Source organism: Streptomyces sp. NPDC037271, assembly GCF_055603605.1.
This window is the reverse complement of sequence record NZ_JBVJVN010000030.1, coordinates 17,375-43,980: the sequence shown is the minus strand read 5'-3', so window position 1 is coordinate 43,980 and position 26,606 is coordinate 17,375. Positions and strand designations below refer to the sequence as shown.

General features: G+C 71.2%; 26 protein-coding genes, 2 pseudogenes and 1 riboswitch. Of the genes and pseudogenes, 1 reads left to right on the top strand and 27 read right to left on the bottom strand.

Translation table 11 applies throughout. The features are described 5' to 3' along the window. Positions 1–139: 139 nt before the first annotated feature. The 10 genes from ACZ7G3_RS32425 to rpsB form a co-directional block, all read right to left on the bottom strand. Positions 140–940: a maleylpyruvate isomerase family mycothiol-dependent enzyme gene (locus ACZ7G3_RS32425; RefSeq protein ID WP_426600161.1), complete on the bottom strand. Its 801-nt coding sequence runs from the start codon at positions 938–940 to the stop codon at positions 140–142. Positions 941–965: 25 nt separating this feature from the next. After that, complete coding sequence (locus ACZ7G3_RS32420; protein ID WP_470929954.1) at positions 966–1,985, bottom strand: ABC transporter ATP-binding protein; 1,020 nt, start codon at positions 1,983–1,985, stop codon at positions 966–968. A 19-nt stretch (positions 1,986–2,004) separates the two neighbouring features. Continuing rightward, positions 2,005–3,606 (bottom strand): ABC transporter permease, encoded by a 1,602-nt coding sequence (locus ACZ7G3_RS32415; protein ID WP_470929952.1) that lies wholly within the window; start codon positions 3,604–3,606, stop codon positions 2,005–2,007. Positions 3,607–3,650: 44 nt separating this feature from the next. Further along, positions 3,651–4,739: a thiamine ABC transporter substrate-binding protein gene (locus tag ACZ7G3_RS32410; RefSeq protein WP_470929950.1), complete on the bottom strand. Its 1,089-nt coding sequence runs from the start codon at positions 4,737–4,739 to the stop codon at positions 3,651–3,653. A 78-nt stretch (positions 4,740–4,817) separates the two neighbouring features. After that, positions 4,818–4,923: riboswitch (TPP riboswitch) on the bottom strand. A gap of 77 nt (positions 4,924–5,000) precedes the next feature. Then, positions 5,001–6,113 (bottom strand): dual-specificity RNA methyltransferase RlmN, encoded by a 1,113-nt coding sequence (gene rlmN, locus ACZ7G3_RS32405; RefSeq protein ID WP_470929948.1) that lies wholly within the window; start codon positions 6,111–6,113, stop codon positions 5,001–5,003. 166 nt (positions 6,114–6,279) lie between these two features. Continuing rightward, the gene (locus ACZ7G3_RS32400; protein ID WP_426600165.1) at positions 6,280–7,443 is read right to left on the bottom strand and encodes a phosphatidate cytidylyltransferase; all 1,164 of its coding nucleotides are present in this window, start codon (positions 7,441–7,443) and stop codon (positions 6,280–6,282) included. Further along, positions 7,443–8,000, bottom strand: coding sequence for a ribosome recycling factor (frr, locus tag ACZ7G3_RS32395; RefSeq protein ID WP_345588792.1), 558 nt, complete (start codon positions 7,998–8,000; stop codon positions 7,443–7,445). The genes ACZ7G3_RS32400 and frr overlap by 1 nt, the downstream gene beginning before the upstream one ends. A gap of 181 nt (positions 8,001–8,181) precedes the next feature. Next, a complete protein-coding gene (gene pyrH, locus ACZ7G3_RS32390; protein ID WP_398133148.1) occupies positions 8,182–8,940 on the bottom strand; it encodes a UMP kinase in 759 nt (252 codons plus the stop codon). 206 nt (positions 8,941–9,146) lie between these two features. Then, the gene (tsf, locus tag ACZ7G3_RS32385) at positions 9,147–9,983 is read right to left on the bottom strand and encodes a translation elongation factor Ts (protein WP_426600166.1); all 837 of its coding nucleotides are present in this window, start codon (positions 9,981–9,983) and stop codon (positions 9,147–9,149) included. A gap of 156 nt (positions 9,984–10,139) precedes the next feature. After that, a complete protein-coding gene (gene rpsB / locus ACZ7G3_RS32380) occupies positions 10,140–11,066 on the bottom strand; it encodes a 30S ribosomal protein S2 (protein WP_426600167.1) in 927 nt (308 codons plus the stop codon). 301 nt (positions 11,067–11,367) lie between these two features. On the opposite strand from rpsB, the gene ACZ7G3_RS32375 reads away from it, so the two are divergent. Then, positions 11,368–12,009, top strand: a complete 642-nt coding sequence (locus tag ACZ7G3_RS32375; protein ID WP_470930001.1) for a murein hydrolase activator EnvC family protein — start codon at positions 11,368–11,370, stop codon at positions 12,007–12,009. A 140-nt stretch (positions 12,010–12,149) separates the two neighbouring features. Here the strand turns inward: ACZ7G3_RS32375 and ACZ7G3_RS32370 are convergent, their stop codons facing one another. The 17 genes and pseudogenes from ACZ7G3_RS32370 to ACZ7G3_RS32290 form a co-directional block, all read right to left on the bottom strand. Next, the gene (locus ACZ7G3_RS32370) at positions 12,150–12,707 is read right to left on the bottom strand and encodes a TetR/AcrR family transcriptional regulator (RefSeq protein ID WP_426600216.1); all 558 of its coding nucleotides are present in this window, start codon (positions 12,705–12,707) and stop codon (positions 12,150–12,152) included. 128 nt (positions 12,708–12,835) lie between these two features. Then, the gene (whiG, locus tag ACZ7G3_RS32365) at positions 12,836–13,678 is read right to left on the bottom strand and encodes an RNA polymerase sigma factor WhiG (protein WP_426522037.1); all 843 of its coding nucleotides are present in this window, start codon (positions 13,676–13,678) and stop codon (positions 12,836–12,838) included. A gap of 261 nt (positions 13,679–13,939) precedes the next feature. Further along, positions 13,940–15,214, bottom strand: coding sequence for a DNA-processing protein DprA (gene dprA / locus ACZ7G3_RS32360; RefSeq protein ID WP_470929944.1), 1,275 nt, complete (start codon positions 15,212–15,214; stop codon positions 13,940–13,942). A gap of 391 nt (positions 15,215–15,605) precedes the next feature. Beyond that, positions 15,606–17,231 (bottom strand): YifB family Mg chelatase-like AAA ATPase, encoded by a 1,626-nt coding sequence (locus ACZ7G3_RS32355; protein ID WP_470929942.1) that lies wholly within the window; start codon positions 17,229–17,231, stop codon positions 15,606–15,608. Further along, positions 17,231–17,593, bottom strand: a complete 363-nt coding sequence (locus ACZ7G3_RS32350; protein ID WP_426600171.1) for a YraN family protein — start codon at positions 17,591–17,593, stop codon at positions 17,231–17,233. Before ACZ7G3_RS32350 ends, ACZ7G3_RS32355 begins: the two co-directional genes overlap by 1 nt. Positions 17,594–17,720: 127 nt before the next feature. Beyond that, positions 17,721–18,029, bottom strand: a complete 309-nt coding sequence (locus ACZ7G3_RS32345; RefSeq protein ID WP_003965949.1) for a DUF2469 domain-containing protein — start codon at positions 18,027–18,029, stop codon at positions 17,721–17,723. A 56-nt stretch (positions 18,030–18,085) separates the two neighbouring features. Further along, complete coding sequence (locus ACZ7G3_RS32340; protein WP_470929940.1) at positions 18,086–18,610, bottom strand: NUDIX hydrolase; 525 nt, start codon at positions 18,608–18,610, stop codon at positions 18,086–18,088. Beyond that, positions 18,600–19,376: a signal peptidase I gene (gene lepB / locus ACZ7G3_RS32335; RefSeq protein ID WP_470929938.1), complete on the bottom strand. Its 777-nt coding sequence runs from the start codon at positions 19,374–19,376 to the stop codon at positions 18,600–18,602. The genes ACZ7G3_RS32340 and lepB (ACZ7G3_RS32335) overlap by 11 nt, the downstream gene beginning before the upstream one ends. Positions 19,377–19,681: 305 nt before the next feature. After that, on the bottom strand, positions 19,682–20,683 hold the full coding sequence (gene lepB / locus ACZ7G3_RS32330; RefSeq protein ID WP_426600173.1) for a signal peptidase I: 1,002 nt from the start codon (positions 20,681–20,683) through the stop codon (positions 19,682–19,684). Then, positions 20,574–21,656, bottom strand: a pseudogene (gene lepB / locus ACZ7G3_RS32325) (signal peptidase I); the annotation flags it as partial. The pseudogene lepB (ACZ7G3_RS32325) and the gene lepB (ACZ7G3_RS32330), both read right to left, overlap by 110 nt. Positions 21,657–21,798: 142 nt before the next feature. Then, positions 21,799–22,500, bottom strand: a pseudogene (gene lepB, locus ACZ7G3_RS32320) (signal peptidase I); the annotation flags it as partial. Between the two features lie 45 nt (positions 22,501–22,545). After that, positions 22,546–22,896 (bottom strand): 50S ribosomal protein L19, encoded by a 351-nt coding sequence (gene rplS, locus ACZ7G3_RS32315; RefSeq protein WP_003973398.1) that lies wholly within the window; start codon positions 22,894–22,896, stop codon positions 22,546–22,548. Between the two features lie 136 nt (positions 22,897–23,032). Then, positions 23,033–23,866, bottom strand: a complete 834-nt coding sequence (gene trmD, locus ACZ7G3_RS32310; protein ID WP_470929936.1) for a tRNA (guanosine(37)-N1)-methyltransferase TrmD — start codon at positions 23,864–23,866, stop codon at positions 23,033–23,035. Next, complete coding sequence (rimM, locus tag ACZ7G3_RS32305) at positions 23,866–24,456, bottom strand: ribosome maturation factor RimM (protein ID WP_470929934.1); 591 nt, start codon at positions 24,454–24,456, stop codon at positions 23,866–23,868. Before rimM ends, trmD begins: the two co-directional genes overlap by 1 nt. A 200-nt stretch (positions 24,457–24,656) precedes the next feature. Continuing rightward, positions 24,657–24,896 carry an RNA-binding protein gene (locus tag ACZ7G3_RS32300; RefSeq protein WP_426600176.1) on the bottom strand — a complete coding sequence of 80 codons (240 nt, stop codon included), beginning with the start codon at positions 24,894–24,896 and terminating at the stop codon, positions 24,657–24,659. Between the two features lie 2 nt (positions 24,897–24,898). Beyond that, the gene (rpsP, locus tag ACZ7G3_RS32295) at positions 24,899–25,318 is read right to left on the bottom strand and encodes a 30S ribosomal protein S16 (RefSeq protein ID WP_426522046.1); all 420 of its coding nucleotides are present in this window, start codon (positions 25,316–25,318) and stop codon (positions 24,899–24,901) included. 211 nt (positions 25,319–25,529) lie between these two features. Further along, a complete protein-coding gene (locus tag ACZ7G3_RS32290) occupies positions 25,530–26,126 on the bottom strand; it encodes a hypothetical protein (protein WP_279561947.1) in 597 nt (198 codons plus the stop codon). Positions 26,127–26,606: the final 480 nt, after the last annotated feature.

Below are 26,606 nucleotides of genomic sequence, written 5' to 3'. Positions count from 1 at the left end.
GGTGGTTGTTGTTGGGTGGTGCGTTTTTTATTCTCCCCGCGCGGGGGGGAGAAGACAAACCCTCGCCCCCCCCCCCCCCCCCCCTCCACCCGGGCTCCCCCCCCCCCCCCCCCGGCCCCCCCCCCCCCCCCCCGTCACATCAGGCGAACCTCGCCTTCTCCAGCCAGAGTTCCAGCAACTCGCGGTCGCCGAGCACCTGGAGTCCCGGGGCGTCCACCGGGAGCCGGCGGTAGAAGGCCAGCAGCACGTCCGTGAGGGGCCCCCGCAGCGCCACGGTGGCCTTCTCGTGACCACGGCGCCAGGTGACGCCGTCCGCGGGAAGCTCGATGAACCATTCGGCGTCGAGGTCGGCACCGGTGTCGGTGGCGTGCAGGTGGATGCTCCGGCCCGGGGCCCGCAACGCCCTCGCCGGACCGTCCGGCAGAACCCGCTGTACGAACCGCACGATGTCCAGCCACTCGTCGATCGCGTCCGCCGCCACGTCGGCCGCGACGGGCTCGAACGAGCGGCCCGCCGCGAGTGCCGCGTCCGCCCCGTGGACGACGAGTTCGTGCGTCATCCGGCGGGCCCAGAAGCCCGCGGTGTGGTCCCCCGACCACGACCACGCCCGCCCCTCCGGCCCGGCCTCCCGCAGCGCGTGGACGACCGTCGCGGCGGACTCGGCCAGCCAGGACTCCAGGGCTGCCGCGTCCCCGCGGACGTCGGGCCCCGCGGCCCCGGGCGCCCGGTCGATCGCGACGTCCTCCTCCGCGCGGGTGCGGACGATCAGCTCCGTCCAGCGCAGGGCGCGGCCGACGTGCCGCACCAGGTCCTCCAGCGTCCAGTCCGGGCAGGTCGGCACAGTGGCGGACAGGTCGGCGCCGGAGGACAGCACGGACCCGAACCGGCCCGCCTGATGGGCGACTTCATCGCAGTAGCGGTCGTGTGCGAGACGCGTCATGCCCGTCACCCTACGAGGTGGGCGATCATCGGAGCACGACGATTTCCGCCACGTCGAACTCCACCCCCACCGCCTCCCCGACCTCCGGTGCCGCCCGCAGCGCGCACGCCGCCTCCAGGCGCGGCGCGTCCTCGGGCTGGAGGTGGACGGCGACGTGGGTACCGCGGAAGGTGCGGGCGGTGACCGTGCAGCGCAGGCCCGCGTCGGCGGACACCAGGCGGACCCCGGCAGGCCGCACGAGCAGGGTGCGCGTTCCCTGCGAGGCGTCCTCGGGGACCGGCACCTTGCCCCACGGGGTGCCGGCGACCTGCCCGGCCACGGTCGCCTCCACCACGTTGTCGAAACCGAGGAAGCGGGCCACGAACGCGTCGGCCGGCCGCTGCCACACCTCGAGGGGCGTCCCCGACTGGGCGATCCGCCCGTCCCGCATCACGACGACCCGGTCGGCGAGCGCGAAGGCCTCGCCCTGGTCGTGCGTCACGGCGAGCACGGTGGTACCCAGCCGGCCGAACAGCTCGCGCAGTTCCACCACGAGCCGCTCCCGCAGCGAGCGGTCGAGCTGGCCGAGCGGCTCGTCCAGCATCAGCAGGCGGGGCCGTGGCGCGAGGGCGCGGGCCAGCGCCACCCGCTGCTGCTCACCGCCGGAGAGCGCGGCGACGGACCGGCGAGCGGCATCCGGCAGCCCGACCAGTTCCAGCAACTCCGCCACCCGCTCCCGCTGTCCGGTGCGGGAGGCGCCCCGCATCCGCGGTCCGAAGGCGACGTTCCCGGCCACGTCCCGCTGCGGGAACAGCTGGTGGTCCTGGAACATCAGCCCGACCCCACGCTTGTGCGCGGGCACCCCGGACTGGTCCCGCCCGTCGAGCGTCACCCGCCCCGCGTCCAGCGGCTGGAGCCCGGCGACCGCCCGCAGCAGCGTCGACTTGCCGCTGCCGCTGGGCCCGAGCACGCACACCACCTCGTGCTCGGCGACCTCCAGGTCGACGGCGTCGAGCACGGCCCGGCCGCCGAAGCGGACCGTCGCGCCCTCAAGGCTCAGCAGCATCCCGAGAACCCCCGCATTCCTAGAACTCCCCGCTCCGGTCGGTCCGCAGCCGCTCCAGCACCACCAGGGCCACCGCGCACACCAGCATGAGAATCGTCGACAGGGCCATCGCCTGGCCGTAGTTCATGTCCCCGGGCCGCCCCAGCAGCCGTGCCACGGCCACCGGCAGCGTCGGGTTGTCGGGCCGCGCGATGAACACGGTCGCCCCGAACTCCCCGAGCGACACCGCGAAGGCGAACCCGGCCGCGACCAGCAGCGCCCGCCGCACCATCGGCAGGTCGACCTCCCGCCACACCCGCCACGGCGACGCCCCGAGCACCGCCGCCGCCTCCCGCAGCCGTACGTCCACCGCCCGCAGCACCGGCAGCATGGTCCGTACGACGAACGGGACGCCGACCAGCGCCTGGGCGAGCGGCACGAGGATCCACGACGACCGCAGGTCCAGCGGGGGTTCGTCCAGGGCGATCAGGAACCCGAAGCCGACCGTCACGGCGGACACCCCGAGCGGCAGCATCAGCAGCGCGTCGAAGCCGCGTACGAAGCGGCCCGCGTCGCGGCGGGTGAGCGCGGCGGCGGCCAGCGCGCCGATCACCACGGCGATGGCGGTGGCGGCGACGGCGTACTGGAGGGAGTTGCCGATCGCCTCGATCGGCGGGACGAGGAAGGCGCCGCCGTCCTCGTGGGTCAACGCGCGGTAGTAGCCGAAGCCGGGTGCGCCCAGGGACCGCTGGACCAGCACGGCGAGCGGGAGCACCAGCAGCACGGCGACGGTGACCAGGACCCCGGCCAGCAGCGCCCACTGCCCGGCCCCGCGCGGCCGGCGCGCGGTCGTGCCCGCGTCGACCAGCCGCAGGGCCGTCTCCCGCCGCCGTACCGTCCAGGCGTGTACGGCGAGGACGGCGGCCACCGCGGCGAACTGGACCAAGGTCAGGACGGCGGCCGTGGACAGGTCGAAGATCTGGGAGGTCTGCCGGTAGATCTCCACCTCCAGGGTGGAGAAGGCGGGGCCGCCGAGGATCTGGACGACGCCGAAGGAGGTGAAGGTGAACAGGAACACCATCAGCGCGGCGGCGGCCACGGCGGGCGCGAGCGCGGGCAGCGTCACCTGCCGCCAGGCTTTCGGCCGCGACGCACCGAGCATCCGCGCGGCCTCCTCCTGCCGCGGGTCGAGCTGCGCCCACAGACCCCCGACGGTGCGTACGACGACGGCGTAGTTGAAGAAGACGTGCGCCAGGAGGATCGCCCACACGGTGGTGTCCAGCCGCAGACCCCACAGCTCGTCGAGCAGCCCGCCGCGCCCGACCAGCGCCAGGAACGCCGTACCGACGACGACCGTGGGCAGTACGAACGGCACGGTGACCACGGCCCGCAGCACCTGCTTGCCGGGGAAGTCGAAGCGGGCGAGGACGTACGCGCCGGGCAGGGCGATCAGCAGCGTGAGCGCGGTGGAGGCCAGCGCCTGCCAGGTGGTGAACCACAGCACGTGCCGGACGTCGGACTGCGCGAGCACGTCCGCGATCCGCCCGAACCGCCAGGATCCGTCGGTCTCCAGCCCGCGCGCGACGATCGCGGCGACGGGGTAGGCGAAGAACACCGCGAAGAACGCGACGGGCACGGCCATCAGGGCCAGCCGCGCCGCGTTCCCCGTGCGACGCCCGCGCTCGGCTACTTGAGTACGAGTGAGGTCCACGACTTGACCCACTGGTCGCGGTTGTCGGCGATCTTCGCCGGTTCCATGGTCTGCGGGTCCTCGGCCTGCGGCCCGAACTTCCGGAACGCCTCGGGGATCTGCGCGCCCTCCCGCACCGGGTAGACGAACATGTTCAGCGGCATGTCGTCCTGGAACTCCTTGCCGATCAGGAAGTCGAGGAGTGCCTTGCCGCCCTCGGGGTTCCCGGCGTTGCTCAGCAGACCCGCGTACTCGACCTGGCGGAAGCAGGTGCCGGTGGCGACGCCCGTCGGCGCGGTGGCCGGCTGCGGGTCGGCGTAGATGACCTCGGCGGGCGGGGACGAGGCGTAGGAGACGACGAGCGGACGGTCGCCCTCGGCCTTCTTGCCGCCGGACGAACCGGAGAACTCCTCGTTGTACGCCTGCTCCCAGCTGTCGACGACCTTGACGCCGTTCGCCTTCAGCTTCTTCCAGTAGTCCTGCCACCCCTCGTCGCCGTACTTCGCGGCGGTGCCGAGGAGGAAGCCGAGCCCGGGCGAGGAGCTGCCCGCGTTCTCGGTGACGAGCAGGTCCTTGTACTCGGGCTTGATCAGGTCGTCGAAGGAGTCCGGCGGCGTCAGCCCGTGCTCACTGAAGTACGCCTTGTCGTAGTTGACGCAGACGTCCCCGGTGTCGACGGGCGTGACCCGGTGCTTGTCCTGGTCGGTCCGGTACTCGGGGAGGACGAGGTCGGACCCCTTCGCCTCGTACGGCTGGAACAGCCCGTTGTCGAGCGCCCGGGACAGCAGCGTGTTGTCGACGCCGAAGAAGACGTCGCCCTGCGGGTTGTCCTTGGTGAGGATGGCCTTGTTCACGGCCTGCCCGGCGTCCCCGTCCTCCAGGACCCGGACCTTGTAGCCCGAGCTCTTCTCGAAGGCGGCGATGACGTCCTTCGACGCGGCCCACGAGTCGTGGCTGACGAGGGTCACGGTCCTGGAGTCGCCGGATCCCCGGCCGTCGTCGTCGGCCGACGATCCGCAGGCGGCCAGACCGCCGGCCATGCCGAGCCCGAGGGCCAGGGCGGTGGCCTTCCTGGTGATGCTCACTGAATTCCTCCTGGGTGACCAGGAGAAGACGCGGCCCCGCCCGGAACCCTGGCGAGGGTCCCGGGCAGGGCGCAACAGCTCGAGTGGTGACCGATCTCCCTACCCAGAATGACCTGGGCCAGGTTCGGAGGGTCTGCGGCCGGTGCCGCACTCTCAGCGCTGTGGCGCTCCCCTGTCGGAATATGAAGATGTACTTCCGTTTGAACTTCTGCACGAACTTCTGCATGAAACGTCGTACGACGATGTACGACGCCGGTCAGGTTACCGCTCGCTCGCGGCGAGCTGACCACACGCCCCGTCGATCTCCTGACCACGGGTGTCCCGGATCGTCACCGGCACACCGTGCGCCGCGATCGCCTCCACGAACGCCTTCTCGTCCTCGGGCCGCGACGCGGTCCACTTCGAGCCGGGCGTCGGGTTGAGCGGGATGAGGTTGACGTGCACGGGCCTGCCCTTGAGCAGCCGCCCGAGCCGGTCGCCGCGCCACGCCTGGTCGTTGATGTCCCGGATCAGCGCGTACTCGATCGACAGCCGGCGCCCGGACGTGGCCGCGTACTCGAACCCGGCGTCCAGCACCTCACGCACCTTCCAGCGCGTGTTGACGGGGACGAGGGTGTCCCGCAGCTCGTCGTCGGGCGCGTGCAGCGAGATGGCGAGGCGGCACTTGAAGCCCTCGCCGGTGAAGCGGTGGATGGCCGGGACGAGACCGACCGTCGAGACGGTGATGCCGCGCTGGGAGAGGCCCAGTCCGTCGGGCTCGGGGTCGGTGAGGCGGCGGATGGAACCGACGACGCGGTTGTAGTTGGCGAGGGGCTCGCCCATGCCCATGAACACGATGTTGCTGAGCCGGGCCGGTCCCCCCGGGACCTCGCCGTCCCGCAGGGCCCGCATGCCGTCCACGATCTGGTGCACGATCTCGGCGGTGGACAGGTTCCGGTCCAGGCCCGCCTGCCCCGTGGCGCAGAACGGGCAGTTCATGCCGCAGCCCGCCTGGGAACTGATGCACATGGTCACCCGGTCCGGGTAGCGCATGAGGACGGACTCGACGAGCGTCCCGTCGAACAGCTTCCACAGCGTCTTGCGCGTGCTGCCCTGGTCGGTCGACAGATGCCGCACGACCGTCATCAGCTCGGGCAGCAGAGCTTCCTGGAGCCCCCGGCGCGAGCCGGCCGGGATGTCGGTCCACTGCTCGGGGTCGTGCGCGTACCGCGCGAAGTAGTGCTGCGAGAGCTGCTTGGCGCGGAACGGCTTCTCGCCGATCGCGGCGACGGCCTCCTTGCGCTCGGCGGGCGTGAGGTCGGCGAGGTGCCGCGGTGGCCGCTTCGCTCCGCGGGGTGCGGCGAAGGTGAGCTCACCTGGGGCGGGACGGGCCACGGTCGGACAACTCCTCAAAACGACGGGCCTCGGCGAATCCCCGCTCACGCGGGGACGACGGCAGCCATGCCGAAGCCAGGAGACCTCACCGGACTGTCCCCGCGTCGGCGGGGACACACGAAAGGGCCCGCAGCAGCGCGGGCCCTTCCAGACTACCTGAAGCCTGTCAACCCGATCCGACGAAGATCACCAGCAGCAGCCACACCACCGGCGCCGTGGGCAGCAGCGAGTCCAGGCGGTCCATGATGCCGCCGTGGCCCGGGAGCAGCGTGCCCATGTCCTTGATGCCGAGGTCCCGCTTGATCATGGACTCGCCGAGGTCGCCCAGCGTGGCGCTGACGGCGACCGCGAGGCCGAGCAGCAGACCCTGCCACCAGGTGCCGCCGTCGATCACGAACTGCATGCACAGCGCGCCGGCCGCCATCGCGAACGCCACCGCTCCGAGCAGGCCCTCCCGGGTCTTGCCGGGGCTGATGCGCGGGGCGAGCTTGGTCCTGCCGAAGCGCCAGCCGACGGCATAGGCGCCGGTGTCGCTGACGACCGTCAGCACCAGGAAGACCAGCACGCGCCGCGCGCCGTCGTCGGCCATGAGCATCATCGTGACGAACGTCGCCAGGAAGGGCACGTAGAACGCCGCGAAGAGGCCCGCGGTGACGTCCTTGAGGTAGCCCTCCGGCGGCTCGGTCATCCGCCACACGAGGACCGCGAGGGCGGTGAGCGCCATGGCGACCCACGCGCCTTCGGCGCCCCGCACATACCCGGCGACCACCATCGCCGCGCCACCGACCGCGAGCGGCACGAGGGGCGCCTTGATGCCCTTGCGCTCCTGGAGCCGCTTGGTCAGCTCCCACAGGCCCACCACGACGGCGACCGCGACCACGCCGACGAAGACGGCCTTGACGACGAACAGCGAGGCGACGATCACCGCGCCGAGCCCGAGGCCGACCCCTATCGCGGCACCCAGGTCGCGCCCCGCGCTCTTCTTCTGCGGCTGGGGCCGGTGCTGCGCCGGCTGGGGGGCGTCGGGCATGGGCTCCGGATTCTGCGGCACCGCCGCATACGGCTGCGCCGACGGATTCTCGCCGCGATACGGATCGTCGCGGAACGGCTCGTCTCGGAACAAGGGGCCGCTCAGCCGAGCGGCCCCTTGTTCGTCATCCTGGTCTCCGCCGTGTTCGGGTACGTCGGGCACGATGGGCATGGGGCGAGTCTGCTGCGCGTAGTGCGCATCGTACGCGGGACCCGCCGGGGCAGCGCCCTGGACAGGTCCCTGGTCGGACGGCCCCCAGTACCCGGCTTGTGGCGGCGCTCCCCAGGAAGAGTCGTTCATCAGACCTCGAGCAGCTCGGCTTCCTTGTGCTTGAGGAGCTCGTCCACCTGGGCGACGTACTTGGCGGTGGTGTCGTCGAGCTCCTTCTCCGCACGGCGGCCCTCGTCCTCGCCGACCTCGCCGTCCTTGACCATCTTGTCGATGGTGTCCTTGGCCTTGCGGCGCACGGAGCGGATGGAGACCTTGGCGTCCTCGGCCTTGCTCTTGGCGACCTTGATGTAGTCGCGGCGGCGCTCCTCGGTGAGCTCGGGGAACACCACCCGGATGATGTTGCCGTCGTTGCTGGGGTTGACGCCCAGGTCGGAGTCGCGGATCGCCTGTTCGATGTTGCGCAGGGCGCTCTTGTCGAAGGGGGTCACCACGGCCATGCGCGGCTCCGGCACGGAGAACGAGGCCAGCTGGTTGATCGGCGTCAGCGCGCCGTAGTAGTCGGCCACGATCTTGTTGAACATCGCCGGGTGCGCACGGCCGGTGCGGATCGCGGCGAAGTCCTCCTTGGCGACCACGACGGCCTTCTCCATCTTCTCCTCGGCCTCGAGGAGGGTCTCTTCGATCACCACTTGCTCCTGCGTGTCTTGAGTAGGCCCGGCTGCGGTTCCCTGTCGGGGGTGCGGCCGGCTGCGTCGCGTTCTTCCTGCACGGTTCCCGACCGGCGGGACATTGTCCATCCCCCGGCCCGGCCCCGTCCCGTCCGTCCCCCGGACAGGTGGCGTCCGCGGACAGGGGGTGGTACTCCGGTCAGTCCCGGCTGCCTTGGTCACCCACAAGCGTGCCGATCTTCTCACCCTTGACGGCGCGGGCGATATTGCCCTCCTTCAGAAGCTCGAAGACCACGATCGGGAGGCTGTTGTCGCGGCAGAGCGTGACGGCCGTCGCGTCGGCGACCTTCAGGTCCCGGGTGATGACCTCGCCGTAACCCAGCGCGTCGAACTTGACGGCGTCGGGGTTGGTCTTCGGGTCGGAGTCGTAGACCCCGTCCACACCGTTCTTGCCCATGAGCAGGGCCTCGGCGTCGATCTCGAGGGCGCGCTGGGCGGCGGTGGTGTCGGTGGAGAAGTAGGGCATGCCCATACCGGCGCCGAAGATGACCACGCGGCCCTTCTCCAGGTGGCGCACGGCGCGCAGCGGGATGTACGGCTCGGCGACCTGGCCCATGGTGATGGCGGTCTGCACGCGGCAGTCGACGCCCTCCTTCTCCAGGAAGTCCTGGAGGGCCAGGCAGTTCATCACGGTGCCGAGCATGCCCATGTAGTCGGAGCGGGCGCGGTCCATGCCGCGCACCTGCAGCTCGGCGCCACGGAAGAAGTTGCCCCCGCCGATGACGATCGCGACCTGCGCGCCGTCCCGTACGACGGCCGCGATCTCGCGGGCGATGGCGTGCACCACGTCGGGGTCGACGCCCAGGCCCCCACCGCCGGAGAAGGCCTCTCCGGACAGCTTCAGCATGAAGCGGCCGCGTACTTTGCCGTCGTCGCTCTTCTCGGCCTTGGTGGTCATGGAGATCTCGCCTCTTTTACGTGGGTCACACACACGAAGAAGGCCACTGCCGGTGGGGGCGTGTTTCGCATCCCATACGCGGCAATGGCCTCCTCGTCAGATCTGCTGTCGCCCGCCGCCACGCGCGCGTACGCAACGGCGTAGGCGAACGGCGTCGGCGACTGCTGTCGACCCTACCGGGGTCGCGCGTCCGTCGCGGTACGGACTCAGATGCCGACCTTGATGCGCGAGAAGCGCTTCAGGGTGACGCCGGCCTCGTCCAGAACCTTCTGGACGGACTTCTTGTTGTCGAGCGCGTAGGGCTGGCCCAGCAGCGTGGCGTCCTTGAAGAAGCCGTTGAGACGACCCTCGACGATCTTCGGCAGGGCGGCCTCGGGCTTGCCCTCGGCGCGGGTGGTCTCCTCGGCGACGCGGCGCTCGGTCTCGACGACCTCGGCCGGGACGTCCTCCTTGGAGAGGTACTTCGGCGCGAAGGCGGCGATGTGCTGGGCGACGCCCTTCGCCAGCTCGGCGTTCGGCTTGTCCAGCTCGACGAGGACACCGATCTGCGGCGGCAGGTCGGGCATCGTGCGGTGCATGTACGCGGTCACGAAGCCGCCGGAGAACTGCGCGAAGCGGTCCAGGACGATCTTCTCGCCGAGGTTGGCGTTGGCCTCGTCCACGAAGGCCTGCACGGTCTTGCCGGGCTCGATCTCGGAGGCGAGCAGCGCCTCGAGGTCGGCCGGGGCGGCCTTGGCGACGTGCTCGGCGATGGCCTTGGCGACGTTCTGGAACTTGTCGCCCTTGGCGACGAAGTCCGTCTCGCACTTCAGCTCGACGAGGACGCCCGAGGTGTTGTCGTCGGCGATGATCGAGACGACGGCGCCGTTCTCGGCAGAGCGGCCCTCGCGCTTGGCGACGCCCTTCTGACCCTTGATGCGGAGCGCCTCGACGGCCTTCTCGACGTTGCCCTCGGCCTCGTCCAGCGCCTTCTTGCAGTCCATCATGCCGGCGCCGGTGAGCTCACGAAGCTTCTTGACGTCGGCGGCGGTGTAGTTCGCCATGAGTCTGTGAATCTTTCTGGAAGTCTGGAAGATCGAAGATCTGCGGGATCACGGACCTACATGGAGCTGCAGGCCCATGACCTTCCACCGACCTACGGGTGAACGGCGGGAGCGGTTTCGATGTCACCGCTCCCGCCGTCGACGCCGACGGGACGGTCAGGCCTGCTCGCCCTCGGCGGCCGGAGCCTCGGTGGCGGGCGCCTCGGCGGCGGGGGCCTCGGCAGCCGGCGCCTCGGCGGCGGGGGCGGCCTCGGCGGCCGGAGCCTCGGCGGGCTTCTCGGCGGACTCGTCGTCGGCCTTCTTCTCGGCCTTCTCGCCCTCGAGCAGGTCGCGCTCCCACGCGGCGAGCGGCTCGCCGGCGGCCTTGTCACCCTTGTCGGCGGCAGCGGCGCCGGAGCGGGCGATGAGGCCCTCGGCGACGGCGTCGGCGATCACGCGGGTGAGCAGGGTGACGGAGCGGATCGCGTCGTCGTTGCCCGGGATCTTGTAGTCGACCTCGTCGGGGTCGCAGTTGGTGTCGAGGATGGCGACGACCGGGATGTTGAGCTTCCGGGCCTCGCCGACCGCGATGTGCTCCTTCTTGGTGTCCACGATCCAGACGGCGCTGGGCACCTTGGACATCTCGCGGATACCGCCGAGGGTCTTCTCCAGCTTGGCCTTCTCGCGGGAGAGGACCAGCAGCTCCTTCTTGGTGAGGCCGGAGGCGGCCACGTCCTCGAAGTCGATCTGCTCGAGCTCCTTCAGGCGCTGCAGGCGCTTGTAGACGGTCGAGAAGTTGGTGAGCATGCCGCCCAGCCAGCGCTGGTTGACGTAGGGCATGCCGACGCGGGTGGCCTGCTCGGCGATGGCCTCCTGCGCCTGCTTCTTCGTGCCGACGAACATGACCGTGCCGCCGTGGGCGACGGTCTCCTTGACGAACTCGTAGGCGCGGTCGATGTACGACAGCGACTGGAGCAGGTCGATGATGTAGATGCCGTTGCGCTCCGTGAAGATGAAGCGCTTCATCTTCGGGTTCCAACGACGGGTCTGGTGACCGAAGTGGACGCCGCTTTCCAGCAGCTCCCGCATCGTGACGACGGCCATGGCCGTATCTCCTCGAGTTTCTCGGTTGTGCCGCGGAAGCCGGACGGCTCCCGCGCCTGACGCCCGTGACGCGCCTGCCGCAAGGGACCGAGGGGCGCTGACACGAGCCTTGACGGGCCTCGTGTCGGGGCGTGCGAAGTCGACCCGGTGACCCGGATCGCCATCAGAAGTGTACGGGACCCGCGGGGTACCGGGTGACGCGGCTGTCCACAAGCGGCAAACGGTCCACAGGGCCGGACGGCGATCGGCCCTGGTGCGGGACGGTTCTCGCATGCGAGCGAGACGATGTGCGAGTGCGTGTATGTGGGTGGTGCTGCTGGCCGTCATGGTCCCGGGACCGCCGCGACCGGCGCCGGTGGCGCCGGTGGCGCCGGTGTCGGCAACGGGGTGGGCGATGACGGTGACCGCCGCGGACGCCGGGGCGGGTCCGGATCCGACGGTACCGGCGGTGGCCCGCCACTGGCCGGTCGGTGTCCGGCCCGCGGTTCTACGGGGCTGGGAGCCCCCGGCCACCCCGTACGGCCCGGGCCACCGCGGCGTGGACCTCGCCGCGGTGGACGCGGCCCCGGTTCGGGCGGTGGCGGCGGGCAAGGTGTCGTTCGCGGGGCGGGTGGCGGGAAGAGGCGTCGTCTCACTGGAACTGACGGGGACGGGCGCCCCGCCCCTGCGGACGACGTACGAGCCGGTCGAGGCGACGGTGCAGAAGGGCGACGAGGTCGCGGCGGGTGAGGTGCTCGGCACGGTGGAGCCGACGGGCTCCCACTGCGCGGCCTGTCTGCACTGGGGCCTGCTGCGGGGCGACGTCTATCTGAACCCGCTGTCGGTGCTCCCTCCGTGGCTGCTCGCGCGGGGTCCGTCGAGACTGCTGCCGGTTCTGGGAGTTCCCCTGCCCACGCGGCCACGGATGGGCGCCGGGGTCCCCTCCCAGGCAGGCACCCCGTAGCGTCGGGCCGCGCAACCGGCTCGCAGCCAGGGCGCCGGCCCCGGGCCCAGGGAACGCCGAGGATCCTCGGTCAGTCCTGCCGGTCAGCCCCACTCCCAGCCGATCAGCTCCACCCGGCCGGTCAGCTCGGCCCCGGGCGGTCAGCCCCGCACACCCCGCAACGCCATGGAAACCGCCGCCTCCGTAATCGCCGTCGGCTCCTCCGCCGCCCCCAGCTCGATCCGCCGCACCGCCGAGTCCACGACGCCTTGGAGCAACATCGCCGCCAGCCGCGGCTGCCCGTGCCCCATCTCCCCCAGCGCCTCGACGATCATCGCGATCAACCCGCCGTGCGCCGCCCGGATCTTCTCCCGCGCGCCGGCGTCGAGCTCGCTCGCGGAGATGGCCACGACGGCCCGGTGCCGTCGGTCCCCGACCAGGTCGAGCTGCTTGCGCACATACGCCTCGACCTTGGCCTCGGGGGTCTCCTCGCGCTCCATCGCCGCCTCGACCTCCGCGGCCCAGACCGGGAAGTCGACGGCACACAGCTCCTCGACGACCGCCGCCCGCGACCGGAAGTACTCGTAGACGGACGACCGCGCGAGACCCGTCCGTTCGGCGAGGGCGGGGAAGGTCAGCGCCTCCGTTCCGCCGTCGGACAGCAGGGAGCGTGCCGCGTCCAGCAGGGAGGCACGCTGCATCGACCGGTGCTCGGCCACGGAGGCCGCTCGAATCCTTGGCACGTCACCACTTTACGGACGTGCCACGCCGTACGGGAGTCAGCCACCCGGACGCGCGACCGCCGACAGTGTCACAGGCGGAGCCGGTCGCGTGCCATAAGTCCAGGTCAGCGACCAAACCCCGCCAACTTCGCCCGCAGTTGCAACACCGACTTGGTGTGAATCTGGCTGACCCGGCTCTCCGTCACGCCCAGCACGTTCCCGATCTCGGCGAGCGTGAGCCCCTCGTAGTAGTAGAGCGTGACGACGGTCTTCTCCCGCTCGGGCAGCGTGTTGATCGCACGTGCCAGGAACCGCCGCAGCTCCCGGTCCTCGGCGACCTCCACCGGATTGTCGGCGGCGGTGTCCTCCAGCGTGTCCATGAGACTCAGCCGGTCCCCGCCCTCGCCGCCGGCATGCAGCAACTCCTCCAGCGCCACCACGTTGGCCAGCGACAACTGGCTGAACACCGCGTGGAGGTCCTCCACCGCGATCCCCATCTCGCCGGCCACCTCGCTCTCCGACGGGGTGCGGCGCAGCCGTGCCTCCAGCGTCGCGTACGCGCGTTCCACGTTCCGCGCCTTCTGCCGGACCGACCGCGGGATCCAGTCCAGTGCCCGCAGCTCGTCGATCATCGCGCCCCGGATCCGGGTGATCGCGTACGTCTCGAACTTGATCTCCCGGTCGACGTCGAACTTCTCGATCGCGTCGATCAGCCCGAACACACCCGAGGAGACGAAGTCCGCCTGCTCGACATTGGGTGGCAGTCCCACGCTCACCCGGCCCGCCACATATTTCACCAGGGGCGAGTAGTGCAGGATCAGCTGTTCCCGCAGCCGCTCGTCGCCCGTCGCCTTGTACGACCGCCACAGCTCGTCGAGCGTCGAGGGGGCGGGCGGTCGCACGCTGCCACCGTCGCGGGCGGCTGGGGGGATCGCCGCCCGGTCGGACCCGGAGGTGTGCTGGGGCATTCGTCGCCTTGTGCCGTTCTGCCGTGATGTGGTGTGTGCCTGGGTGAGGCCGCCGGTCTGCTGTCTACATGGGGGTCCTCGTGAGCGTAGCGTGACTGGACTGTCGCGGTGCGCGAAGAGCAGGGTGGGGTCGTACGCAGATACGTTCCGCTGAACGCTCTACAGGGGGGACGGCGATCGTTGCGCGTAATCACTCGAATACCTCAACTGCCACTGTTCACAAGGGCGTCGGGGTTCCCCCGGACGGCCGAACACCCTGGGTCAGTACGGATCGCGGCCTTCACGGACCGAGATCATCATCTGGCGTGTCAACATCCAGCCGTCGCCGTGTCGTTCGACGTAACCAAGTGCTCGAAGCTCGTACAGTCTCGCGATCGCGTCGTCCTGTGTGGTCTGGGCGCGGCGCGCCACCTCGGCCGCTGCCGCCGTTCCACGCGCGGGGAGCCCGGCCAGCACCTGGCGGGTGCGAGGTTCCAGCAGGTCGGTGGGGAGTACCGGCCCACGCCGGTCCGGGGGCAGCTCGCCCATGTCACCCACCAGTTCGACGACCTCGGCGGCGTCGCTGACGAGCACCGCGTCGCCACGCAGCAGTTCGTGCACACCCGCCGAGAGCGCGCTGGTGGCCGGCCCCGGCACACCCATCGTGTGCCGGCCCAGGCGCTGGGCCGCCCGTGCCGTGACCAGCGACCCGCTGCGGTAGGCGGCCTCGACGACCACGGTGCCCCGGGTGAGTGCGGCGATCACACGATTGCGCAGGACGAACCTGCTCGGCGTCGGATGATCGCCCGGCGGCAGCTCACCGATGACCAGTCCCTGTTCCGCGATCCTGGTGATCAGCCCGGTGTGCCCGGGCGGGTAAGGGCGGTCGACGCCGCAGGCGAGGACGGCGGCGGTGGCGCCGCCCGCGCCGAGAGCACCCCGGTGGGCGGCTCCGTCGACCCCGTAGGCACCGCCGGACACCACGACCCAGCCGCGTTCGGCGAGCCCGGCGGCGAGGGTGGCCGCCATGTGGGCGCCGTACTCGGTGCAGGCGCGGGCGCCGACGACGGCCACCGACCTGAGCGCCCACATACGCAGGCTGGGCCCGCCGCGCACCCACAGTCCAAGAGGCCTGGCGTCCCCGAGGTCGTCCAGCTGACGCGGCCACTCGGCCGCCCCGGGGGCAACGAACCTCACCCCTGCCGCCCGGGCGGCGGTGAGGTCCCGGCGCGGCTCGGCCCGGCCTGCTCGGGCACACAGCCCGGCCCACCGTTTCGCGCTCACCCCCGGCAGGGCACGCCCGCCCTCGCGCAGCCGCCGCACCACGTCCGCGACACCGCGCTCCCGCACCCACCGACCGGCGGTCTCGTCTCCGGGCTCGATGACCCGGGTCAGGAAGACCCGGCCGAGCAGCTCATCACCGGCCTGGGTGCCCCACGCGGCGTCGTCGTCCCTGCCCGCCCCGGCCGCTTCGACGGCATGCGGGCCGTCGTCACGGGCCGAGCCGTCACCCCGGACCGGGCCTTCGCCGCGGACCCGGTCGTCGCACGAGCCCAATGCGTCGCCTCTGGCCGGAGTGCCACCCTGGGCCACGGCGTCACCGCTTCGCCCGGAGCCGCCCCGAACAGCGGCGTCACCACTTCGTCCGGAGCCTCCCCGAACAGCGCAGTCATCCCGCCGTACGGTGTTCTCCCTGTTCATGACCTCGCCCCTCGACGCGGCGACACCCCCGATCATCGCGTCATCCGCCGCTCGACCACCGTCCTGGGCCACAGCCCGGTCCCAGGCCCCAGCACCGCGCCCAGCCCCAGCCCCAGCCCCAGCCCCAGCACTGTCCCCAGCCACGGCACTCCCTCCAGTCACAGCGCCCTCATCGGTCACAGCACCCTCCCCTCCACGGCCTTCTCCTCTGTCACGGCACCCTCGCCAGCCACAGCGCTTTCCCCGGTCACGCCAGCGCCCCAAGGGCCATGGGGACTCCCCTCGGCACCCCCGTGCGCAGTTGCAGCGCCAGAGCGACGTCCTGCGCGTCGGGGCGGTCGTGGCCGACGAGGTCCGCGACGGTCCAGGCGACGCGGAGGACCCGGTCGAGGCCACGGGCGGTGAGCACACCCCGTTCCAGGCAGCGTTCCGCGTCCTCCAGTGCGCCGGGCGCCGCGTACCAGCGGCTGCGCAGCTCCCTTCCGGGAACCTCGCTGTTGGAACGCCACGGGGTGCCCTCGAGACGTACGGCCGCCCGGTCCCGGGCCGCACGCACCCGGTCGGCGACCGTCGCGGTGGCGTCACCCCGGGGGCCGTCCCCCGCCAGCTGACTGCGCGTGACCCGGTCCACCTCGACCCGGAGGTCGACCCGGTCGAGCAGCGGGCCGGACAGCCTGGCCTGGTAGCGGCGGATCGCCGAGGGCGGGCATTCGCAGAACTCGTCCTTCTGCGAGTACCGCCCGCACGGGCAGGGATTTGCGGCCAGCACCATCAGGAACCGTGCCGGGAACCGCACCACGCCCGCGCTGCGCGCGATGACGACGTGCCCGGACTCCAGCGGCTGGCGCAGAGCATCCAGCGCATGGCTGCTGAATTCCGGTGTTTCGTCCAGGAAAAGGACTCCTCGGTGCGCCAGCGACACGGCTCCCGGCCGTCCGATGCCGGGGCCGCCCCCGACGAGGGCCTGCATCGTGGCGGAGTGGTGCGGCGCGCAGTAGGGGGCCACGTCGATCAGTGGCTTGCCCGGTGGCAGCAGGCCCGCGACCGAGTGCACCGCGGTGACCTCGAGTGATTCCGCCCGGCGCAGCCGGGGCAGGATGGCGGGCAGTCGTTCGGCGAGCATCGTCTTACCGGCGCCGGGCGGCCCTTCCAGGAACAGGTGGTGGCCGCCGGCCGCGGCGACCTCCACCGCCGTGCGCGCCGATTCCTGGCCCACGACGTCGGCGAGGTCGTGCCCGTGGTCGTGCTGCGCCGCTCCCGTGGCGTGCATTCCGGTGGCGGCGCCCGTGCCGGGCATCCGCAGGCCGGCGAGGAGCGGGTCGGGCCGGCCCCGCTGGTCCGGTTCCTCCTCCGGCACGGGCTCGTCCGCGAGGAGGGCGATCAGCTGGCGCAGGCTGCGCACGCCGAGCACCGACACGCCGGGCACCAGGGACGCCTCGGCAGCGGCGCACTCGGGGACGACCACCTGTTCGTAGCCGGCCTCCGCCGCGGCCAGTACCGCCGGCAGGATGCCGCGCACCGGCCGCACCCGTCCGTCCAGGCCCAGCTCCCCGATCATCACGATGTCGGCGAGCACACGGGGATCGACGCGCTCGGCGGCGCCGAGGACGGCCGCGGCGACCGCCAGGTCGAATCCGCTGCCGCTCTTCGGCACCGAGGCCGGACTGAGCCCCACCGTCAGCTTCTTCTGCGGCCACTCGGCGCCCGAGTTGACCACTGCGGCCCGCACCCGGTCCCGGCTCTCGGTCAGGCTCTTGTCCGGCAGCCCGACCAGAGTGAACGCCGCCACGCCCGGTTCGAGGTCGGCCTGGACCTCGACCACCACGCCCTCGACGCCGACGAGCGCCACGGAGCACGTACGCGCGAACCCCATCACGCCACCCCCCGCGCATGCTCGACCACGGGGGCGCCGCGCTGCGGCAGGAGTACACCGACCAGGTCGATGCGGACGCCGCCGGGCGGGGCTCCTCCGTGGGTCTGGATCCAGCGCTCGGCGAGCCGTCGCAGCCGCTCCGCCTTTTCCGGGGTCACCGCGGCCATCGGGTGCTCGAAGGAGCCACCCCTGCGGGTCTTGACCTCGCAGACGACCAGGACTTCCCCGTCCCGGGCGACGATGTCGACCTCACCGGTCCTGCCGCAGCGCCAGTTGCGCTCCAGGACCGCCATCCCTGCGTCGGCCAGCCGGCGGGCCGCGAGTGTCTCACCGTACTTGCCCATCGCACCTCGTGCGTTCATGTCGGCACCACCTCCGGCGCCAACGATGAGGGCAGCTCAGCGAGCTTTTGGATCTTGGTGGACGGTCAGACGGCTGTGGACAACCTCGTCACCCACACGAGTGCGGCCTGCCGGTCACGGAGCGGAGTCAGCCGCCGGGAAGCTCCAGGTCGCTCTTGTTCAGCTCCTCGATGTTCACGTCCTTGAACGTCAACACGCGCACCTGCTTCACGAACCGGGCCGGCCGGTACATGTCCCACACCCAGGCATCGGCCATCGACACCTCGAAAAACACCTCACCCTGGACCGAGTGCACCTGCATCTCGTAGTCGTTGGTGAGGTAGAAGCGCCGCTCGGTCTCGATCACGTATTTGAACAGGCCGACGACGTCACGGTACTCCCGGTAGAGCTTGAGCTCCATCTCGGTCTCGTACTTCTCGAGGTCCTCGGCGCTCATGGCATGTTCCCCTTCAGCCGTGCGGTCCCACCATTGTGCGCCAGTCCCGTGCGCCCCTAGACGATTTCGGTGTCCAGGGTCACCGGTCCGGCCGGGGGGCCTTCGTCGAGCAGCGTGCGCAGCAGCTCGGCGAGTCTGGTCGGGTACACCGTCTCATGTGCCCGGGTCAGTTCCCGACAGGTCCACCAGCGTGCTCCGGCGACACTGCGCCGCTCCAGCTCGGTGAGGCCCACGGCCCTGGTCGCGGTCTGGGTCGTGCGGGCCAGGTAGTACCACTCGTCCTGGTCCCAGCGACGGCCGGCGAAGGGGAAGGAGCACCTGCGCCGCCACAGCACCGGGCCGAGCTCGATGTCGGTGATGCCGGTCTCCTCGACGAGTTCCCGCCGCGCGGCCTCCTCACGGGTCTCGTCGCCCTCCACACCGCCGCCCGGGGTGAACCACCAGTCGTCGGCCGGATCGTCCGGTTCGTGCCCGTGCAGCAGCAGGATGCGGTCGTCGGGGTCGAGCAGGACCACCCTGGCGACCCTGCGCAACCCGCCCGCGCAGGAGTCCTGCCCCGCTCGCGTCGGTTCAGCGGGCACCGGTGGTCCCCGTTCCGGTTCGGGCGCGCGAGGCGGCGGCCCGTGCGGCGACGGGGCCGTAGGCCGCGCCGCCGAGGATCAGCACGGCCCCGGCGATCACCAGCGCGACGACCGTCCGCAGCGGGCCCGGTGAGGAGAGGTCCCCCAGCGTCTCGAAGCCGGTCGGCCGCTCCAGCATGCCGTTCACGGGCCAGACCACGGCATCGACGCGGGCGTCCACGGCATCGCGCGAGACGGTGCCGCCGGCGGCGTCGGTGAGGTGGGCGGTGGAGTCCACGGAGGTGTCGCGCTCGTCGCCGAGGAGGAACAGGCGGCCCTCGGGAACGGTCACCGTCGGGAAGCCGCTGCTTTCGGCCGGCATACCGGCGGGCAGGTACGGCTCGTCGACGGCCTTGCCGTTGACCTTCAGCCTGCCTTCCTGGCAGCAGGAGACGGTGTCCCCGCCGACCGCGACCACGCGCTTGACCATCGGGGCGTTGGCCCAGGCCTTGTCCTTGAAGACGACGACGTCGCCGCGGCGGACGTCACCGCCGTCGATGCGCTGCGCCAGCACCCGGTCACCCGCGTCGATCGACGGTGTCATCGAGTTGGTCGGCACGGTGTAGGGCCGGTAGACCACCGCTGCCCAGGCGAAGCCTCCGAGGAACAGCACCAGGCCCAGCGCCACGGCAAGGTTGGACAGCCGCTGCCCGGTCCGGCTGCCCGCCGGGCGCTTGTTCGCGCCGCCGCCAGGCGGGGACGTACGTGTCGTGCTCTCGCCACCCATGGATCCGCACCTTACCCGGCGGTACCCGAACGGGGCAGCCCCTCCCGCGGAGGCCTGACGGACCAGCCGCCGGCCCCAAGACAGGCCGCACGGGCCAGCCCCCGGCCGCTCCCGGGTGGGCCGAACGAGGCGGCCCCTCCCAAGAAGCCCGGGAGGGGCCGGGAGGCGCCGGGAGGGGCCGGGAGGGGCCGGGAGGGGCCGGGAGGGGCCGGGAGGGGCCGGGAGGGGCCGGAAGGATCGTCAGGGACCGGCAGGCTGCCTCGCCACATGCCGCCCTCGAGCGGCGGGCGTGCGCCCCGAGGCGCTCAGCGGGACTCGGCGGCGGACGCGATGCGCCTGCGGCGCCACCAGACGACCGGGACGACTCCGGCGAGGGCCAGTCCCTGGGGAGCGACCGACAGCGCGGCGGCGGCCGACGACCGGGCCTGCAGGCCTTCCTGGTCGAAGGTGTCGGGGACCGGCAGGGTGTCCCAGCGGTTCATCGGCCAGGCGATCACGATGGCGCGGCCGACCACCTCCTTCACCGGGACCATGCCGCCGTGCTCGTCCGACTGGTTGTAACGGGAGTCCCGGGAGTTCTGCCGGTGGTCGCCCATGACCCAGATGGAGCCCTCGGGGACCTCGACCTTGAACTGGCCGCCCTGTTCGTCGACGCTGCACGGCGTGTTGTTCGGGTAGACGTACGGCTCGTCCAGCGCCACGCCGTTGACCTTGAGCGGGCCGGTCTTGCTGCACTCGACGGTGTCGCCGCCGACCCCGATGACGCGCTTGATCAGGTCCTTCTCGTCCGCGGACGGCATCAGGCCGATCCAGCTGAGGACCGTCTGCAGCGCGTTCGGGTCGGGCGTCGGCTCGCCCGCCAGCCAGTCGTCCGGGTCGTGGAAGACGACGACCTCGCCCCGCTCGGGCTCAGAGCCGAACCAGGGGGTCAGCTTGTCGACCAGGACCCGGTCGCCGATCGTGAGCGTGTTCTGCATCGAGGCGGACGGGATCGAGAACGCCTGGACCAGGAACGTCTTGATCAGCAGCGCGAGCACCAGCGCGATACCGATCAGGATCGGCAGTTCCTTCCAGAAGGAGCGCGGTTTCTTGGCCGCGGAGGCCGTCGCCGGGGGCGTCCCGCCCACTCCCTCGTCCTGGGTCCCGCTCTGTTCGTCCGTCACCCTGCCGTCCTCGGTCCCCTCGGTCCCGGAGTCGCGCCCGGAGGCCGGGGCGCCGTCCGCGGCCGGGCCGGCTGTCTCCACGGGGCGTCCGTGGTTCTCCTCGCCGTCGTGTCCGGACCGTGCGCCAACCGCCACATCCCCCACGCCAACTCCTTACTTTCTGACGCCGCCCGCCCTGTACACGGAGCAGGCCCACCACTCCCATAACGAGCGGGAGTTCCGCAGGGGTCGGGAGTTGAATCATCGTGTTCGGATCGTAGGGGGCAACCCTATGCGACAGCCGGGGAGCGGCGGTCGAGCCGGAGGCCGAGTCGGACACGGACGCATACGTTTTCGGTTCGTCCAGGGTGGTCCAGTGGCCGAACGGCCAGGCGATCACCATGGCCCGCCCGACCACCTCGTCCTCGGAGACCGTGCCGAAGTCCGTCCCCTGGTGGAAGCGGGAGTCGGCGGAGTTGGACCGGTGATCACCCATCACCCACAGCCGTCCCTCGGGGACCGTGACGTCGAACGGAGTCTCGGACGGCTTGTCGCCGGGATACAGGTAGTCCTCGTTCAGGGGAACGCCGTTGACGGTGACCCGGCCTTGGGTGTCACAGCACTTGACCCGGTCCCCGCCCACTCCGACGACCCGCTTGATGAGGTCCTTCTCGTCGTCGGACGGCAGCAGACCGATGAACGCGAGGCCTTCCTTGACCTGCTTGACGACGACGGGGTCGTCCTTCTTGGTGGTCTGCTCGCCCTGGAGCCAGCCGCCGGGGTCACGGAAGACGACGACGTCCCCGCGCTTCGGCTTGGAGCCGAACCACGGGGTGAGCTTGTCCACCAGGACCCGGTCACCGATCTGGATGGTCTGCTCCATGGAGCCCGACGGGATCACGAAGGCCTGGACGAGGAAGGTCTTCAGTACCAGCGCTATGAGGATGGCGACGCCGACGAGAAGGGGTACCTCCTTCACCGCGCCGCGTCTGCGGCGCCGTTTGACCTTGCGCTGCAGCTTGCGCCGCTCGGCGCGGGACCGGCCGCCGGACGGCGCGCCGGCGCGCCGGGAGCCGGTGGGCAACAGGTTCTCCGTGGGGCTGCTGGGTGACCCGCGCGGTTTGCCCCGGCTACCCATCGGCGCCCTTGGCGTGCTCGGGCAGACGTGGGTCAGTGACCGGCCCGCCGGCCGCGGTCGGCGTCTCCTCCCCGATGACCGACTGGTCCGCGGTGACCTGGCCCCCCTCCTCACCCGAACCCGAACCCGACCTTGAACCCGCACCGACGTCCGGCACGCGCGCGTAGGCGTCGGGACGGTCGAGGTGGGTGGCGTGGCCGAAGGGCCAGACGATCCAGTCGGCGCGGCCTATCACCGCGTCCACCGGGACCATGCCGCCGCCCGGCGAGCCCAGATGGTCGCGGGAGTCGCTGGAGTCGGCGCGGTGGTCGCCGAGGACGAAGAGGGTGCCGTCGGGGACGACGATGTCGAAGGGCACCGTGGACGGGCGGTCGCCGGGGTACAGGAACGCCGACTCGTCGACCGACTGGCCGTTTACCTGGACCATCCCCTCCCTGTCGCAGCACACCACGTGGTCCCCGCCCACACCGACAACGCGTTTGATGTAGTCGCCGTGCCCGAAGAGCCCGGTGCCGTCGAAGACGACGACGTCGCCCCGCTGCGGACGGCCATCGAAACGGTACGCCAACTTGTTCACGAGAACCCGGTCACCGATCCTCAATCCGCGCTCCATGGATCCGCTGGGGATCTGGAACGGCTGCAGCACGAAGGTGGTGAGCAGCAGCAGGGACAGCAGCAGCGTCAGGAGGGTGACGGTGAACCGGCCGCCCGGCACCCAGTCCGTGATCCGCCCCGCGAACGCGGAACGCGACCGTTCCTCCGGGCCCTCCGGGTCCGAGGCTTGCTCGGATTCGGAGGGGCGGGAGGAGCGGTCGCGCTCCGTGGGCTGTGCTTCGGTGTCCATCGGGGCCAGATGTTATCCGGCCCCGGTGTGGACCCCGGAAGGCGCTCAGCTGTCGCGCTTCTCCTTGATCTTCGCGGCCTTGCCGCGCAGCTCGCGCAGGTAGTACAGCTTGGCGCGGCGGACGTCACCGCGGGTGACGAGCTCGATCTTCTCCACGATCGGGGTGTGCACCGGGAAGGTGCGCTCGACGCCGACGGAGAAGGAGACCTTGCGGACCGTGAAGGTCTCGCGCACGCCGGCACCCTGGCGGCGGATGACTACGCCCTTGAACTGCTGCACACGGGAGCGGTTGCCCTCGATGACGCGGACGTGGACGTTGACGGTGTCGCCGGGGCGGAAGGCCGGGACGTCGCTGCGCAGCGACGCGGCGTCGACGGAGTCGAGCAGGTGAGACATTTCGTCTGCTTTCTTCGCTGATGCCACAGGTCATCAACGGAAACTAGGTGTTTCGGAATCTGGGCCGTGCGGGTCGGGACGGGCGTCGTGTCCCCCTGTGGCAGGGGCGCGCTCCGGACGGACGCACAACAGCGCCCTATTCTTCCACGCCCGGCGTCCTGCGCCAAAATCGGCCGTACGGTCCCCCGCCCGGATCGGGCTCCCAGCCCAGGATGGAGAGCATCTCGCGGTCCTTCTTGTCGAAGGCCTCGGGGGCGCACCGTTCGATCAGGTCGGGCCGGTTGGCCGTCGTGCGCCGCAGGGCCTCGTCGCGGCGCCAGCGGGCGATCTTCCCGTGGTGGCCGCTGAGCAGCACGTCGGGGATGCCGCGGCCGCGCCACTGCGGCGGCTTGGTGTGGACGGGGCCCTCCAGCAGGTTGGCCATGGCGCCGGGGGCGAAGGAGTCGTCCCGGTGGGACTCGGCGTTGCCGAGGACGCCGGGCAGCAGCCGCGCCACGGCCTCGGTGACGACGAGTACGGCCGCCTCGCCGCCGGCCAGGACGTAGTCGCCGATGGACACCTCGTACACGGGCATCCGGGTGGCGTACTCGTCGATGACGCGGCGGTCGATGCCCTCGTAGCGGGCGGGCGTGAAGATCAGCCAGGGCCGCTCGGAGAGGTGGACGGCGAGTTCCTGGGTGAAGGGCCGGCCGCTGGGCGTGGGCACGATGAGGGCGGGCGCGCCGGAGCCCGCCTCGTAGCCGTCGGCCAGGACGGAGTCCAGCGCGTCGCCCCACGGCTCGGTCTTCATGACCATGCCGGGGCCGCCGCCGTAGGGCGTGTCGTCGACGGTGTTGTGCCGGTCGTAGGTCCAGGAGCGCAGGTCGTGCACGTGGACGTCGAGTTGTCCACGCGCGCGTGCCTTGCCGACCAGGGAGACGTTCAGCGGTTCCAGGTACTCGGGGAAGATCGTGACGACGTCGAGCCGCATTACGCCTCTTCCTCCGGGGAATCCGCCGGGGAATCCGCGGGGGCGTCCGCCGAGGCGTCCCGCGCGGACGCGATCTCGGCGCGGTCGTCGATCAGGCCGGGGGGCGGGTCGATGACCGCTCGCTGCTCGTCCAGGTCGATCTCGGTGACGATCTCCGAGACGAACGGCACGTAGACCTCGCTGCCGTCGGGGCGCTCCACCACGAACAGGTCCTGCGTGGGCAGGTGGGAGATCTCGGTGATTCGGCCCACCTCCTCGCCGTCCTTGGTCACCACGTCGAGGTCGATCAGCTGGTGGTCGTAGTACTCGTCCTCGTCCTCGGGGCGCTCGTCCGGGTCGACGTCGGCGATCAGGAGGGTGTTGCGCAGCGCCTCGGCTCCGGTGCGGTCGTGGACGCCGGCGAAGCGGAGCAGGAGGCGGCCGCTGTGGACCCGGCCGGTCTCGATGGTGAGGGGCCCGACGGATGCGGGGTCGGTGGTCAGTACGGCACCGGGTCCGAGCCGCAGCTCCGGCTCGTCGGTGCGGACCTCGACGGTCACCTCGCCCTTGATTCCGTGGGCGCGGCCGATGCGCGCGACTACCAGCTGCACTGTGCTTGATCTCCTGTCGGTACTGCGACGAGCCGGTCACGGCTCGTACGACGCCGGTCACGGCGCACACGACCACTCCGGTCGCGGCGTGGTGCGGCTACGCCGGTCGCGGCGTATACGACTACGGTCACGGCCGTACGACTACGGGCCGGGGACGGCCCAGTGGCCCTCCCCGGCCCGAGCCGGTGCTGCGTTTGGCGTCAGCGGACGTGGTCCACGTCGACGAGGTCGACGCGGACACCGCGGCCGCCGATGGCGCCCACGACGGTGCGCAGGGCGCGTGCGGTGCGGCCGTTGCGGCCGATCACCTTGCCGAGGTCGTCGGGGTGGACCCGGACCTCGATCACACTCCCGCGACGCAGGTTGCGCGAGGCGACCTGCACATCGTCAGGATTGTCGACGATGCCCTTCACGAGGTGCTCGAGAGCCTCCTCGAGCATGCTCAGGCCTCGGTCGACTCGGACGCAGCGGCAGCCTCGTCCTTCTTGTCGGCCTTCTTCTTCTGGGTGATCGCCTCACCCTTGCCCTCGTCGTCGCCACCGATCGCCTCGAAGGACGGACGGGCCGCCTTCTCGGCCGGCTGCAGCAGCGGCGCCGGGGCGGGCTCGCCCTTGAACTTCTGCCAGTCGCCGGTCTTCTTCAGGATGGCGAGCACGGGCTCGGTCGGCTGGGCGCCGACGCGCAGCCAGTAGGCGACACGCTCGGCGTCGACCTCCATCACCGACGGGTTGTACGTCGGGTGGTACTTGCCGATCTCCTCGATGGCCCGGCCGTCACGGCGGGTACGGGAGTCGGCGACGACGATGCGGTAGTGAGGCGAACGGATCTTGCCCAGACGCTTCAGCTTGATCTTGACTGCCACTGGAGTGAGTTCTCCTGGATTTGACGTGATTGGGCACGGCGGGAGAGCCGCGTGGGGTTGCGGTACCCGAGTGCCCGATGGACGCGTCAGCCGGAGGAGAGAGGGGTCCTGTGCGACTGTCGAGTACAGCTAGCCATTGTGCCACACGCGGGCAGACCCGCCGGACCGAGGGCACTGCACCCGCATCCGGCTGCCACGGGCAGCCGGGCCGTCAGCTCGCCGCCGCGCCGACCACCTCCGGGATCCGGAACGGCTTGCCGCAGCCGCCGCACATGATCGGAGCCTGTGCCAGGACGGACGGGACGACCCGTACGTTGCGCCCGCAGTCGCAGACCGCCTTCACGCGCACCCCACCCCCGGAAGAGCCGTGCCGGGCGGCCGGACCGCGGAAACTGCGGACCGAGTCGGTCGCCGTCGCGGCGGTGTGGGCCTTCAGTGCGCGCTGGAGGCGCTCCATCGTCGGGCGGTAGCGGCGCTTCGCCTCGGGGGTGAGCGTGACCAGCGAGAAGCCGCTGCTGGGATGCGGCTCTTCGGGGTGGTCGAGGCCCAGTTCCTCGGCGATCGCAAGGAATCGTCGGTTGTGGTAGCGCCCCGCGCGGGAGGTGTCGCGTACTCCACGCGCGGCGGCGATGCCGTGGACTGCCTCATGGAGCAGTCGTTCGAAGGAGAGCTCGTGCCCGCAGGCGGACGACGACTCTCCGATCAGGGACTCGGGCGCGGCAAGATCGGGCAGCTCGGTGTGGTGCCGCTGAATGTCGGCCCACGCCTGCGCCAGCTCTGCGGCGAGAACAGGTGGTGTCGTGCTCACGTAATGGCAACGAGCCGGAGTGCCGCTGTGTTCCTATTCCGGGGCATCCCAAATAATTTGCACGTACCCGTCAGTTGCCGCTGATGCGTCCCGACGAGGGCGGGTGCGCTGATCTGCGGAGAAGCCTCGCAGCTCATACCAAGCTGGTGCGTAGTCCGTCGTACGCGCCGGCGCGTAGACCCCGTCCATGCGCCGGGGGGCGTGGGGCTCGGGGGTGCGCAAGGGGCGTTTCGGCCGCCGTCGCGCCGGAAGCACACCACCCGATGGGGCACATCGACGGGCGCGACGTTACCGGGTGCGCCGTCGGCGTGCGGCACCGCCCCGCCCCCTGTCGGTTCCCGCACCCGCGAGGCGGCCGCCGGGCCCGTCGACCTTGGCCGGAACCGCCTCGTCGGCACCACCGCCACCCGCTGTCATCACCGAGCGGCACGATCAGGCCATCCGACGAAGGAGTCGGGAGGGAGCTACCGGGAGTACCGC